General features: G+C 65.6%; 15 protein-coding genes. 5 read left to right on the forward strand and 10 right to left on the reverse strand.

Features of this window, described 5'->3' with window-relative positions; all coding sequences use genetic code 11:
- Positions 1–77: 77 nt before the first annotated feature.
- The 6 genes from AWC17_RS15800 to AWC17_RS15825 form a co-directional block, all read right to left on the reverse strand.
- Complete coding sequence (locus AWC17_RS15800) at positions 78–1,409, reverse strand: cytochrome P450 (RefSeq protein WP_047323335.1); 1,332 nt, start codon at positions 1,407–1,409, stop codon at positions 78–80.
- Between the two features lie 53 nt (positions 1,410–1,462).
- On the reverse strand, positions 1,463–1,882 hold the full coding sequence (locus tag AWC17_RS15805) for a lipoprotein LpqH (RefSeq protein ID WP_046185513.1): 420 nt from the start codon (positions 1,880–1,882) through the stop codon (positions 1,463–1,465).
- A 13-nt stretch (positions 1,883–1,895) separates the two neighbouring features.
- Entirely contained in the window at positions 1,896–2,729 is an 834-nt protein-coding gene (locus AWC17_RS15810) for an SDR family oxidoreductase (RefSeq protein ID WP_046185514.1), read from the reverse strand.
- Between the two features lie 6 nt (positions 2,730–2,735).
- The gene (locus AWC17_RS15815; protein ID WP_197083470.1) at positions 2,736–3,209 is read right to left on the reverse strand and encodes an SRPBCC family protein; all 474 of its coding nucleotides are present in this window, start codon (positions 3,207–3,209) and stop codon (positions 2,736–2,738) included.
- Between the two features lie 38 nt (positions 3,210–3,247).
- Positions 3,248–3,658, reverse strand: a complete 411-nt coding sequence (gene rpfC, locus AWC17_RS15820) for a resuscitation-promoting factor RpfC (RefSeq protein ID WP_231588635.1) — start codon at positions 3,656–3,658, stop codon at positions 3,248–3,250.
- 132 nt (positions 3,659–3,790) lie between these two features.
- Positions 3,791–4,363, reverse strand: a complete 573-nt coding sequence (locus AWC17_RS15825) for a chorismate mutase (RefSeq protein ID WP_082123118.1) — start codon at positions 4,361–4,363, stop codon at positions 3,791–3,793.
- A 60-nt stretch (positions 4,364–4,423) separates the two neighbouring features.
- Here AWC17_RS15825 and AWC17_RS15830 point away from each other — a divergent pair, with 60 nt between their 5' ends.
- Complete coding sequence (locus AWC17_RS15830) at positions 4,424–5,041, forward strand: hypothetical protein (protein ID WP_197083469.1); 618 nt, start codon at positions 4,424–4,426, stop codon at positions 5,039–5,041.
- A gap of 87 nt (positions 5,042–5,128) precedes the next feature.
- Here the strand turns inward: AWC17_RS15830 and ag85B are convergent, their stop codons facing one another.
- The gene (gene ag85B / locus AWC17_RS15835; protein ID WP_046185518.1) at positions 5,129–6,121 is read right to left on the reverse strand and encodes a diacylglycerol acyltransferase/mycolyltransferase Ag85B; all 993 of its coding nucleotides are present in this window, start codon (positions 6,119–6,121) and stop codon (positions 5,129–5,131) included.
- A 608-nt stretch (positions 6,122–6,729) separates the two neighbouring features.
- On the opposite strand from ag85B, the gene AWC17_RS15840 reads away from it, so the two are divergent.
- A complete protein-coding gene (locus AWC17_RS15840) occupies positions 6,730–7,839 on the forward strand; it encodes a DUF7159 family protein (protein WP_047323333.1) in 1,110 nt (369 codons plus the stop codon).
- A 22-nt stretch (positions 7,840–7,861) separates the two neighbouring features.
- Here the strand turns inward: AWC17_RS15840 and AWC17_RS15845 are convergent, their stop codons facing one another.
- Genes AWC17_RS15845 through AWC17_RS15855 form a run of 3 tightly spaced genes read right to left on the reverse strand, consistent with a single transcriptional unit; the run spans position 7,862 to position 10,732 of the window.
- Positions 7,862–8,410, reverse strand: a complete 549-nt coding sequence (locus AWC17_RS15845) for a YceI family protein (RefSeq protein ID WP_046184948.1) — start codon at positions 8,408–8,410, stop codon at positions 7,862–7,864.
- A 13-nt stretch (positions 8,411–8,423) separates the two neighbouring features.
- On the reverse strand, positions 8,424–9,437 hold the full coding sequence (locus tag AWC17_RS15850) for an alcohol dehydrogenase catalytic domain-containing protein (protein WP_046184949.1): 1,014 nt from the start codon (positions 9,435–9,437) through the stop codon (positions 8,424–8,426).
- A 23-nt stretch (positions 9,438–9,460) separates the two neighbouring features.
- The gene (locus AWC17_RS15855; RefSeq protein WP_046184950.1) at positions 9,461–10,732 is read right to left on the reverse strand and encodes a cytochrome P450; all 1,272 of its coding nucleotides are present in this window, start codon (positions 10,730–10,732) and stop codon (positions 9,461–9,463) included.
- A gap of 210 nt (positions 10,733–10,942) precedes the next feature.
- Between AWC17_RS15855 and AWC17_RS15860 the strand changes: the two genes are divergently transcribed.
- From AWC17_RS15860 to AWC17_RS15870, 3 genes are read left to right on the forward strand one after another with little or no spacing between them, the layout of a single operon-like run.
- On the forward strand, positions 10,943–11,341 hold the full coding sequence (locus AWC17_RS15860; RefSeq protein WP_047323332.1) for a hypothetical protein: 399 nt from the start codon (positions 10,943–10,945) through the stop codon (positions 11,339–11,341).
- A gap of 11 nt (positions 11,342–11,352) precedes the next feature.
- The gene (locus AWC17_RS15865) at positions 11,353–11,643 is read left to right on the forward strand and encodes a hypothetical protein (protein ID WP_046184952.1); all 291 of its coding nucleotides are present in this window, start codon (positions 11,353–11,355) and stop codon (positions 11,641–11,643) included.
- A gap of 53 nt (positions 11,644–11,696) precedes the next feature.
- Positions 11,697–11,921 carry an Rv1893 family protein gene (locus AWC17_RS15870; RefSeq protein ID WP_046184953.1) on the forward strand — a complete coding sequence of 75 codons (225 nt, stop codon included), beginning with the start codon at positions 11,697–11,699 and terminating at the stop codon, positions 11,919–11,921.
- Position 11,922 lies beyond the last annotated feature (1 nt).

Here is an 11,922-nt window from a genome sequence, read left to right on the forward strand (position 1 = left end):
GCCACACGAAAATCACCACCCCGCACCACAACTCGGCATCAGACCCAGCCCACACCAACTACCATGCAAAATCGAGGCTAGCCGTCTATGCGAGCCATCGACCGGGCCGGCCCCAGCGCCACCGGCAACGACGACCAGCCCCGCAGCACGCGCGTGTCGCGCCTGCTTCCCGCACCCGCGGCGCGGGCCTCGGGGAAACGCTCGAAGAAGGTGCGGAGCCCGACTTCGCCCTCCGCGCGCGCCAGCGCGGCGCCCAGGCAGAAGTGCCGGCCCCCGGAAAACGCGAGATGCCTTCCCGCGTTGGACCGTTCGATGTCGAAGCGGTGCGGCTCAGAGAAAACGGACGGGTCGCGGTTGGCGGCGGCCAGATAGACCAGCACCAGGTCGCCGCGCCGAAGCTGCTCGCCGGCCAGCTCGACGTCACCCAGCGCCATCCGCGCGGTCAGCTGCACCGGAGACTCCAGCCGCAATATCTCCTCAACGGCGTTGGGCCACAGCTCGGGCCGTTGGCGCAACGTGTCGAGGTGGTCGGGAGCGTCCAGCAGCATGCGAATCCCGTTGCCCAGCAAGTTGACCGTGGTCTCGAACCCGGCCGCCAATACCAGCCCGGCGATCGCTTGGAGTTCGTTCTCATCCAAATATGTTTCGGCAGAACCGCTTTCGGCTATCTGGATCAGCTGGCTCATCAAGTTGTCGCTCGGGGTGCGTCGCAACTGGCTGAGGTGCTCGGCGAGCCAGGAGCTGAAGCCGACCAGCCCTCGCTGCACGCTGCGGTACTGCTGCCATGTCAGGCCGATGTCCAGGCTCGGCGCGGCGAGTTCGCCGAACTCCAAAACGCGCTGCCGCTCTCGCTCGGGGACGCCGAGGATGTCGCTGATGATCGCGACGGGCAGTTGCGAGCAGTACCGTCGCACAATGTCGACGACCCGGTCGGCGCCGGACTCGGCGGCCAGCTGATCCAGCAGGTCGGCGGCGGTCTGCTCGACGCGATCTCGCAACGCCCCGACCGCCCTGGGAGTGAACACCGCCGACACCGTCTTGCGATAGCGGGTGTGGTCCGGCGGCTCGACGGCGAGCAGCGACGGCGCACGCAGCGGATGCAGCAGATCGTCGCGGGTGCGCCGTTCCAGCCATCGCAACGGCCCCGGCAGATTCGCCCCGAATACCAGCACGCGGAAGTCGTCGGAGCGCAGCAGTTCATGGGCGAGCGCATGGTCGGCCGTCAGATAACTGACGCGGCCCTTGACCAGCGGCCCCGCGGCCCGGAGTTGGTCGTAGAAGGGCACCGGATTGGCGGCCACCCCGGGATCGGCGATCAGCCTGGCGTGCAAGTCACCCCGCCGGACCCCGAGCGTCGCGACGCCCCGGATGAACCCGTGCATCGCCAACCAGTGCAATCGTTCTTTCACCGGCCCCTCCATCGATCGATGTCACCGAGCCTAGGCCCGGACCCCGGACAGGGTCAGCACTCGGCGATGATCTTGAACTCGGTCGTCACCACTTTGTCGGGATTGCTGCTGTTGATGCCGTACGCGCTGCCGGTGATCGTGTACGCGTCGTTGGTGACGTCGGCGTGCGCGTCGCCCACCCCGCCTTCCCAGAAGCTGCCGGTGAACCCGTCGACGTTGCGGATCTTCACCCACTGGGGCATCACCCGATACCCACTGGTCAGCACCACGGCCTCGACCACGCCGTCGCGGTCCTTGATGTCGATGGTGCGGTACTGCTGGTTTTGGCTGCACGCCGGCGGGCGTGTCGTGTGAGTCGCGCCGTCGATGGTCAGGCGGGCGGGTTTCAGGGGCGTGGTTTGGGCCTGCCCGCACCCCGCGACGCCGACACCGGCGATCAGCAGGCACACAACCGCGAGTAACCGGTTTCGCACCGGTTCACCTCCTTCACTGCCGCGCCGGCATGACTCCGGGCAGGGATTTGACGATGCTGCGCCGCACGAATTCCGGACTCAGACCCTTGAACAAGTCGATCAAGCGAATGCCCTTGGGCACGTACCAGTGCAGCCGCTTCGGGTTGTGGTAGGCCTGCCAGGCCACCTCGGCCACGCTGCTCGCCGGCATCAGCCGGAACAAGCCCTTCTTAGGCGCGGTGGCCCGAACCTCGTCGGCGGTTCTCGGCGCCCCACCATCGTGGGAGTGGTTGGTCGTCGTGGTGAGGATCCCGGTGTCGATCAGGCCGGGGAGCACGTCCGCGACGCGGACGCCATGCCGATGCCATTCGACGCTGAGCGCCTCGGTCAAGCCTTTGACCGCGTGCTTGGTCGACGAATAAACGGCGAGGCGGGGCATGCCGTACGTCCCCGCCGACGACGACGTTGAAAACATCAGGCTGCCCGGAGTCTTTTTCAGGTAGGGCAACGACGCGTACGCGCCGGTCAGCACCGCCTTGTAATTGATATCGACGACGCGCATGGCGGCCTCGTAGGGCACGTCCTCGAACCACCCCGTTTCGCCGATGCCGGCGTTGTTCCACATCATGTCGAGACCGCCGTCGCCGTTGCCGGCGCAAAAGTCGGCCAGGGCGCCCTCCTGCGCCGCCTTGTCGGTCACATCAACTTGGCGGGTCCACAGCCGGTCGCTACCCAATTCTTCTTGCAGAGTCGTCAAGCCGTCGCCGTTGCGGTCCACGGCGCCGATTCGCCAGCCCTTGGCGTGGAACAGCTTTGCCCCCTCCCGGCCCATGCCGCTGCCCGCGCCGGTGATGAAGATCGATTTCACGGTGCGTCAGCCCGCCTCGACCACATCTTTGATGCGGTTGAGGGTCTTGGTCATGTCGCGGACGTTGCGTCGCTTGCGCAGGAAACCACCGAACAGCCAGTAGAGGCCGAGCCAGGGTGCCGGGTTGAGTCGGAAAGACTCGGTCACGTCGGTGCCGCCGCCGCTGGGCGCCAATCGGTAGTGCCAGTTGTTGACCGCCCGATCGCCGAGCATGACCGCGAATCCGAATTCGCGGCCGGGCTCACACGCGGTGACCTCGCATGTCGTCCAATACACCGGCCCGATCTCGTTGCGTCGCACGTGACCTCGGAATTTGGCGCCGAGGGCCGGGCCATTTGCGTCGCCCAGCCACTCGGCCTCAAACACTTCCGGGGAGAACCGTCCGGTGTTGCGAACGTTTGCGATGAGATCCCAGATCTTGTCCGCAGACGCTGCCATGTGAACAGTCGCCGAACCTTCCATGGCCTGATCCAAACACAGGTTCCCGTTCGGTCATAGACCGCAAGGCCAGTTAATCGTCAGTGCGGGGCCGCCGCCTGGATCAGCCCGTTGATGATCTCCTTGATGCCCTGCGCGGGGTGAGAGTACCAACCGATCGGCAGGCCCGATTGAGTGCCGCACTTCGGCCACGCCTCTACCCCTTGGTCGGCGAAAACCCGGTTGGCTACGGCGATTTGCTGATCCCTGGAGGCGGCCGCCGGGTTGCCGACACCGCCGTATCGTTCCCAGGTGCCCGGTTTGAATTGGAGCCCACCGTATTCGCCGTTTCCGGTGTTGGCGTGCCAGTTGCCACCGGATTCGCACTGGGCGATCGCGTCCCAGTTGGGGGTGGGGGCGGCGCTGACCACGCCGGTGGACGAAGCTATCGACGCTGCAACGAACCCGCCGACCGCCAGGGACTTGACGAGAGACTTGCAGAGGATTTTCATGTCATGGATTTCGGCCGCTGTGGCCAAAGCGTTACCTATTCGAAAATGCCGCGAGATATGCCTTCTATCTGCAGAAACGGCCTTTTCGCAGCGCAAAAAGAAAATGTTAGAAACCGATGAGGAAAAACTAAATTATTGCTGGCAATATGACTGCGTTGCTAACGCCAGCGCCCGTTGATAGAGACCGTCGAGCTGGCGCCCGCGAATGACGCCGCGCCTGGCGAGGTCGAGCTGTGCGGGGCACGCCGGCGAATGCAGCAGGTCCCAGTTGGCCACGAACTGGGTCAGCATCGTTTGATTGAGGTCGTCGATCGCCGAGCGCGACGCCGACAGGTCCGCCGACTCGGTCGGGGCGCCCCCGGGGTTCAGCTTCCAATCCGCGAACCGGCTGTATTCGACGCCTTCGGTAGCGCTGATCTGGTCGCCGAATACCCGGGTGACGTAATCGGGGTCGATCTGCCGGCCGGAGGCCTGGGCGGCCATTTTCGCGAGCTCTTGCTGGACGCGGCCCTGGTCTTCGATGGCCCCGTGGGTGCTCCACTTGAAGGCGGCCACGGGCTCGGCGATCTGCAACCGCTGGGCGGCGGCGTCGACCAACTCGGTGAGTGGGCTCGTGTCGGCTCGCGCCGGCGATGCGACCAGGATCGCCAGCCCGCCGATCACGCCGCCGCAACGGGCAATCTGGGTGATGCGGCGATTGGTCATGACCATGATTCTGCGGCAGCCCCGGGCGAGTGGGCATTTCGGAGTTAGCCTGAGGTGCTGATGTCGTCGACCATGGACAGTCGCGGACCGCGCCGCGTTGGCGGAAAGCGGGCGAAGTCGTTGCGCACGAAGCAGATTCGCGCGCTGCTCGCCGTTGCGCTGGCGATTCCTCTATTGCTGGGTGCGGCGTTCCTTCTGGTGGATCGCCTCCATTCGACGCCCGCCGACGCCCTCGACCGTCCCGCCAGTCCGGTGAGCGACGACCAGTCGAGGGCTGAGGTCGTCCAATCGGCCCAGAACATCGCCAGCACGACGGGCCTGCAGACGTCGTCGGCCGGCTACTCGCTGATGTCTTGCAAGGACCGCGACGACCCGCCGTATCAGGGCTCGATCTACCTGACGTTCTCGGTTCCCGCCGCGGCACGGGCCGATACCTATTTCTCCCGAATTGCCGCGACGCTGGCCGAGCACGGCTGGACCGAGGGCCTACCGCCCAACAATCATGCGTTCGCCAAGACCCTCACCAAGGACGCCGTCACGGCGATCGTCTACCGCCACGACGACGAACCCCGCCTGGGCGTCCTACGCGTCTACGGTCAGTGCCGGAACATGAACGACCATCGCAGGGACGCGACGACATGGACCGATATCACCGATCAATTCCCGAAGACGAGTTGATCGACTGACACCAAACGGACCCGTAACGCACTACTGCGCCTGACGGCGTCGTCGTCAGGCGCAGTAGCGACCTCGGGGCAGGTGAGGCTATCCGCCGCCGCCGGGGGTGGCACCCAGGGTGCCCTGCAGGTCGCCTTTCATGGCGTTGAGCTGGGCTCCCCAGTACTCCCAACTATGTGTGCCGTTGGCGTTGAAGTTGAACACCGCGTTGTGGCCGCCGGCCGCGTTGTAGGCATCCTGGAACTTCAGGTTGCTGCTGCGCACGAAGTTCTCCAGAAACTCCGCGGGCATGTTGGCCCCGCCCAACTCCGACGGTGTGCCGTTACCGCAATAGATCCACAGCCGGGTGTTGTTTCCCACCAGCTTGGGGATCTGCAGCGAGGGATCGTTGCGCTGCCACGCCGGGTCGCTCGACGGGCCCCACATGTCGTTGGCCTTATATCCGCCGGCGTCGCCCATCGCGAGGCCGATCAGGGAGGGCCCCATCCCCTGCGAGGGGTCCATCAAGGCGGACAGCGAACCGGCGTAGATGAACTGGTTCGGGTGGTAGGCGGCCAGGATCAGTGCCGAAGAACCGGCCATCGAGATACCGACCGCGGCGCTGCCCGTGGATTTGACGCTCTTGTTGGAGGCCAGGTACTGCGGCAGCTCGCTGGTGACGAAGGTTTCCCACTTGTAGGTCGAGCAGCCGGCCTTGCCACAGGCCGGGCTGTACCAGTCGCTGTAGAAGCTGGACTGGCCACCGACAGGCATGACGATCGACAGGCCCGACTGGTAGTACCACTCGAACGCGGGGGTGTTGATGTCCCAGCCGTTGTAGTCGTCCTGGGCCCGCAACCCGTCGAGCAGATAGACCGCGGGGGAGCCGTTGCCACCGCTTTGGAATTGGACCTTGATGTTGCGGCCCATACCCGCCGACGGCACCTGCAGGTATTCGACGGGCAGGCCCGGGCGCGAAAACGCTCCCGCGGTCGGCGCGCCGCCGGCAAGACCGATCAGGCCCGGCAGGGTGACAGCCGCTGCCGTACCGACTAATAGCCGGCGCCCCCAGGCCCGGACCTTCTTGCTCAGATCTGTCATACCTGCCCCTTGTCGCATGTGATCGTCGTCTCAGGCTGGAATTTACCGTGCGAATAGGCCGAATGTCGATCGGGACGCGAGGACATCTCAGTTTGGTATCGCTTTTTTCCACCAATTTCGTGCCCGGGATAAGAGCGCCGCGGCGTTCACGCCGGTTGTCCCGCAACCCGCCATCACGACTGGGCGACCCAAAACGGCAGGCAGCAGGGCCAGAGACGGGTGGCCGTAATGCACAAAGCCCCCATTTTCGACCCCGCCATGACGGCGACCGGCTCCGCGACGCCGAACGGCGGCCGAAAAAGTCGATTCAGTACGCAAGACTTTTATCCCCGCGAGAGGAAGGCATCGTTTCGCGGCCCCGACGGCCGTTCCCCCACCTGCGCGTCCAGTGAACGCTTCCGGTGGTTTGTCGGCTGGCTGGTTGTCCGGTGATGTTGAACCGGCGCAGCCGGTCTTGCGCCGACCGCGTAGGCTCTCACGGAGCAAGCCGATGGAGACCACGTTATCCCGGTCCGTTCCGGCTCTCACGAACCAGCTCACCAGGGTTTTCTGGTGCGCGTCGGTGCGGCTGAGGGCATCGGAGGTCCGGGATCGATTGGGGCATAAGTTTGGACACGGTACTTGGGCTATCAGTGACGCCGACCGCCATTGGGTGGGTCCTCGCTGAGGGACACGGCGCGGACGGCACCATCCTGGATCATCAGGAGCTGGAGCTGCACGCCGGCCGGGGCGCACGCGCCGTCAGTACCACCGAGCAAGTAGCGGACGAGATATTGCGGGTGGAGGCGCAGGCGGCCGCCAGCGACCATCGGCTGCGAATCATCGGGGTGACCTGGAACGACGAAGCATCCGCGCAGGCCGCTCTGCTGCTGGAGGCTTTGACCGACGCCGGCTTGGACAACGTCGTGCCGGTCCGGCAACTCGAGGCTGTCGAGACATTGGCGCAGGCCATCGCGCCGGTCATCGGCTACGAGCAGACCGCGGTCTGCGTCCCCGAACACGACGCGACAACCGTGGTCATGGTCGACACCCACGACGGGGAAACGCAGACGGCGACCAAGCAGGTGCACGGCGGCTTCGACGGCCTGACTCGCTGGTTGACCGGCATGTTCGATCGCAATGGCTGGCAGCCGGGCGGAGTTGTGGTCGTCGGCGCGCACAGCGACATCGACGGTTTCTCCTGGCATCTCGAAAAGACGCTGCCGGTACCGGTTTTCGTGCAAACGATGGCGCAGGTGACCATCGCGCGGGGCGCGGCGCTGGCCGCCGCCCGAAGCACTGAGTTCACCGACGACCAGCTGGTGCTGCCCTCCAGCGAACCCGCGGCCACGCCCACGGCGCCGCGGAAGCTGTCGTACGCCGGGGCCGCTACCACTCTGGCTGCCGGTGTGGTCACCTTCGTCTCCTCGATATCGCTTGCCGTGGGTCTGCAGCTGGCTCCGGCCGGCAACCCGGCCCCCCGGCACGCGGTGCCTGAGCCGACGCCGCAAGTCGCCGAGGCCGTGGCGCCGTCCCCGGTCGTCGCGCCGCTGACCCCGCAGGCGAAGGTTCCCATCGGTGAACCGATCGCGGAACCCACCACCCCGGAGGAGCAGCAGCAGCCGGACCCCGGTGGCCGGCAGCCCTACTTGACGCGAATGCTCGAGCACATACCGGGCGACGCCAGCGACCCGACGGGTGACTCGGCGCCGCAGGCGCCCGCTCAGCCGCGGCCCTGACGTCCCGCGGCGGGCCGGTCGCTCAGGCGTCTTTCGCGTGGATCGCGGTGAAGGACACCGAAACGTCATCGGCGACCTGGACCGAACCCATCAGCAGTGAATACGGCTTGACGCCGTAGTCGGTCTGCCGGACCGTGGATTCGGTGGACATGCGCCACTTGTCCCCGAGATCCTCTGTGCGCAGTTCGATTACGTGATCCCGTGACTTTCCCCGTACTTCGAGTTGGCCGGTGAGCCGATACCCGTCGCCGGTCTTGTCGATGGCCCGTGCGGCGTAGCGGATCTCGGGAAACCGGCCGGCGTCCAACGACTTCAAGGCGTTGGACCGCACCAAAGTCTTCTCGGGCCCGGACAATCCCTTAACGCCACCCTCGCCGCGCAGCACCTCGAACGAATCCGTTTCGACCACAAGCTGCACGGCGGTGGGTTCCGAGCCGGCCCAGCTCACGGTGGCATGCCAGCGGGTCATCGCGATCGTGAGACGATGACCCATTCGGGCGGCCCGGCCCCGGACGCCGGTGCCAAGGAGTAGCTCGCCGTCGGCTGCGTCCATGCTCCACTCGTCGGTCATAGACCGACTGTAATCACATGGTCAAGACCGTGCGGTAGTGCGCGCGTCCTTGCTCCAATGCCGCGTAGCCGTCGGCGGCTTGGGACAGCGGCAATTCCTGGGTCCACGCCCGCACACCGGACAGGACGGCGAAATGCATCGTTTCTTCAACGTCTTTCGCCGTGCCGGAAGGATGACCGATCACACTGAGCCCCGGGATTATCAGTTGTGCCGGGCTGATGGGCAGGGGGTCGGCGGTCACACCGATGGTGACCAGTTGACCTTGCGGCAGCAACCCGCCAACCGTGTCCGCCATGGCCGCAGAGTTGTTGGCGGTGGCCAGGACAACGGCGACTCCGCCCAGGGCCTGCAACGCTTTTGCGACATCACCACTGGTGGAGTCGACGTAGTGATGGGCCCCCAATTTTCGGGCGTCTTCGGCTTTGGCGGTACCACGGGCAATGGCGACGGTCTCGAAACCCATCGCGCGAGCAAACTGCACCCCGAGGTGGCCGAGCCCGCCGACGCCCAGAATGGCGACCCGGTCACCGGGCAAGGCATTGGTCTGGCGCAGCGCGTGGTAGGTGGTGACCCCCGCGCAGCCCATCGGGGCGGCTTCCACATCCGAGAGTTCCGATGGAATCCGCGCCAACGCGCTGACCGGTACCGTCACCGACTCCGCGTACCCGCCGGGGTAGTGCCAGCTGGGTACCTTGCCATTCACGCAATGGATGAAGATCCCCTTGCGGCAGGGGTCGCACTGGTAGCAGCAGCCGCCGAACCATCCGACCGCGACACGGTCTCCGACCGCAAATTCTTCGACGCCGTCGCCGAGTTCGGCTATCGTCCCGGCGATTTCGTGCCCCGGGGTCAACGGCCACGACATGTTCGGAAAGCCACCGTTTACGAATTCGCGGTCGGTGCCGCATATCCCGCATGCGGTAACCGCAATCCGCACCTCGTCGCGACCGGGCGGCTCCGTGTCGACGTCGGCGAGCTCCAGGGAGCCGCCCGCGGACTGGATCCGGACAGCTTGATGCTTTGGCATCGGCTTAGCCTATGCGCGACAGGTCATTTCGTCGCGCCGTCGGTGTGGTAGTCGACTTGCCAGTGCTTGATGCCGTTGAGCCAGCCCGACCGTAGCCGTTCGGGCTTTGCGATCGATTCCAGGTTCGGGATGCCGTCGGCAATCGCGTTGAACATCAGGTCGATGGTCATCCGCGCCAGGTTCGCCCCGATGCAGTAATGCGCGCCGGTGCCTCCGAATCCGACGTGCGGGTTGGGGTCGCGCAGGATGTTGAAGGTGAACGGGTCGTCGAAGACGTCCTCGTCGAAATTGGCTGAGCGGTAGACCATCACCACTCGCTGGCCCTTCTTGATCTGCACGCCGGACAGCTCGTAGTCCTCGAGTGCGGTGCGCTGGAATGAGGTCACCGGGGTTGCCCACCGGACGATCTCGTCGGCCGCGGTGGCGGGACGCTCCTTCTTGAACAGCTCCCACTGATCGGGAAAGTCGGTGAAGGCCATCATGCCCTGGGTGATGGAGTTGCGGGTGGTTTCGTTGCCGGCCACGGCCAGCAGGATGACGAAGAAGCCGAACTCGTCGTCAGAGAGCTTGTGACCGTCGATGTCGGCCTGGACCAGCTTGGTGACGAGGTCTTCTCCGGGGTTCTTCGCCCGATCGGCGGCCATCTGCATGCCGTACATGATGAGTTCGACCGAGGCGGTCATGGCGTCGTTGTTGGCGAACTCGGGGTCCTGGTCGCCGACCATCTCGTTGGACCAGTGGAAGAGTTTCTTGCGTTCTTCCTGTGGCACACCCATCAGCCCGGCGATGGCCTGCAACGGCAGCTCGCACGAGACCTGCTCGACGAAATCACCCCGGCCCTCGGCGGCCGCTTCCTCGACGATGCGCCGGGCGCGGTCGGCGAGGTCGCCACGCAGGCGCTCGATGGCGCGGGGAGTGAAGGCCCGCGAGATGATCTTGCGGAGCCGGGTGTGCTGCGGCGCATCCATGTTGAGCAGGACGAACTTGCCGCGTTCGATCTGCTCGCCGACCGTGCCGTCCTTATAGCGCGGCAGCGCAGTCTTCTGCAGGCTGGAGAACACGTCACTGCGCAGCGAGATCTCTTTGACGTCCTTGTGCTTGGACACCACCCAGAAGCCGCCGTCGTCAAATCCGCCCACCCCGATCGGCTGCTCGTTCCACCAGATCGGCGCGGTGCGGCGCAATTCGGCCAGCTCTTCCACCGGCAGCCGCTCGGCGTGGACGTCCGGATCGGTGAAGTCGAATCCGGGCGGGAGATTGGGGACCGGCTTGGCGGTTGGCTCGACGGTTGGCATGGCCCGCTCCTCGATACGAAGTGGTCTAGTCGTCTTTGTGCAAATAAACCATTGCCGCACCACGGTTGGGAAGCGTTGACGCAAGATCGCCGGAGGCGAATTGGAACGTGTTCTTTGTTTCCCATCCGCCCCGCCAATACGCACTTGTGGCCGACGGCCCGGTGGATATGCTTTGGTGCAGGTCACCGGTGACGACAGGCGGGGTGGAACATGATTCGGGAACTGCTCAGCGCCGCTTCGATAGCGGGCATCGCGATTGGCGTGGCGCCGTGCGCGGCGGCCGGGTACGACGGCGACGTGCCGGGCATGAACTATCAGGCGTCGTTGGGCGCGCCGTGCGACAACTATGAGCGCTTCATTTTCGGCCGGGGCCCCAGCGGCCAGGCCGAGGCCTGCCACTTCCCCCCGCCCAACCAGTTCCCGGCGGCCACCACCGGATACTGGGTCATCTCCTACCCGCTGTACGGGGTACAGCAGGCCGGCGCGAAGTGCCCCGGGCCGCAAGCCGCGGCGCAGTCGGATGCCGGGCTGCCCATGCTTTGCCTAGGGGAGCGGGGTTGGCAAGAAGGCTGGTTCACCGGGGCGGGGTTCTTCCCCCCGGCGGGATGACCGGCTGAGTCATGAACGACGGTCAGCCCGGCGAAACCCCGGTCCCGCGCTGGCTGCGCTTCGTCCTCGCGTCGGATCGCGCCGGCTCGGCGTGGTACATCGGGACCGGATTCTTTTTCGCACCGGTTCTCGCCGTGCTGTCGCCGTGGCCCGTCGTCACCGCCGTGCTGTGGGCGGCCATCGGGCTGGCCGGGCTCTGGCTGGGCCTTTTGGGTATCGCGATGGCCGTCGGACTGGCCCGAATATTGCGGTCCGGGGCCGAAATCCCCGAATCCTACTGGCGCACCTTGGTGAATTACTAGCCCGCGGCCCCGGTCTAGAGTTGGGAACTGTCCGGCGACAAAAGGAGACTCGAATGGGCTTCAATCCGAAAGATGCGGTCGACGCGGCCAGGGACATCACGACCAACGCGGTCGAGAAGGCCTCCGACATCGTCGAACACGCCAGCGACATCATCCGCGGTGACATCGCCGGCGGTGCCAGCGGCATCGTTCAGAACTCGATCGACATCGGCACCTACGCGGTGGAGAGGACGAGGGAGATGTTCACCGGTCGCGACGAGGTCGACGACGACGTCTAAA

The organism is Mycobacterium nebraskense (genome assembly GCF_002102255.1).
GTDB lineage: Bacteria > Actinomycetota > Actinomycetes > Mycobacteriales > Mycobacteriaceae > Mycobacterium > Mycobacterium nebraskense.

Bases quoted from the DNA above. Each gene is read 5' to 3' on its own strand.
- rpfC (WP_231588635.1), bottom strand. From the start codon at position 3,658: ATGAAAATCCTCTGCAAGTCTCTCGTCAAGTCCCTGGCGGTCGGCGGG.
- AWC17_RS15825 (WP_082123118.1), bottom strand. From the start codon at position 4,363: ATGACCAATCGCCGCATCACCCAGATTGCCCGTTGCGGCGGCGTGATC.
- AWC17_RS15830 (WP_197083469.1), top strand. From the start codon at position 4,424: ATGTCGTCGACCATGGACAGTCGCGGACCGCGCCGCGTTGGCGGAAAG.
- ag85B (WP_046185518.1), bottom strand. From the start codon at position 6,121: ATGACAGATCTGAGCAAGAAGGTCCGGGCCTGGGGGCGCCGGCTATTA.
- AWC17_RS15845 (WP_046184948.1), bottom strand. From the start codon at position 8,410: ATGACCGACGAGTGGAGCATGGACGCAGCCGACGGCGAGCTACTCCTT.
- AWC17_RS15850 (WP_046184949.1), bottom strand. From the start codon at position 9,437: ATGCCAAAGCATCAAGCTGTCCGGATCCAGTCCGCGGGCGGCTCCCTG.
- AWC17_RS15855 (WP_046184950.1), bottom strand. From the start codon at position 10,732: ATGCCAACCGTCGAGCCAACCGCCAAGCCGGTCCCCAATCTCCCGCCC.
- AWC17_RS15860 (WP_047323332.1), top strand. From the start codon at position 10,943: ATGATTCGGGAACTGCTCAGCGCCGCTTCGATAGCGGGCATCGCGATT.
- AWC17_RS15865 (WP_046184952.1), top strand. From the start codon at position 11,353: ATGAACGACGGTCAGCCCGGCGAAACCCCGGTCCCGCGCTGGCTGCGC.
- AWC17_RS15870 (WP_046184953.1), top strand. From the start codon at position 11,697: ATGGGCTTCAATCCGAAAGATGCGGTCGACGCGGCCAGGGACATCACG.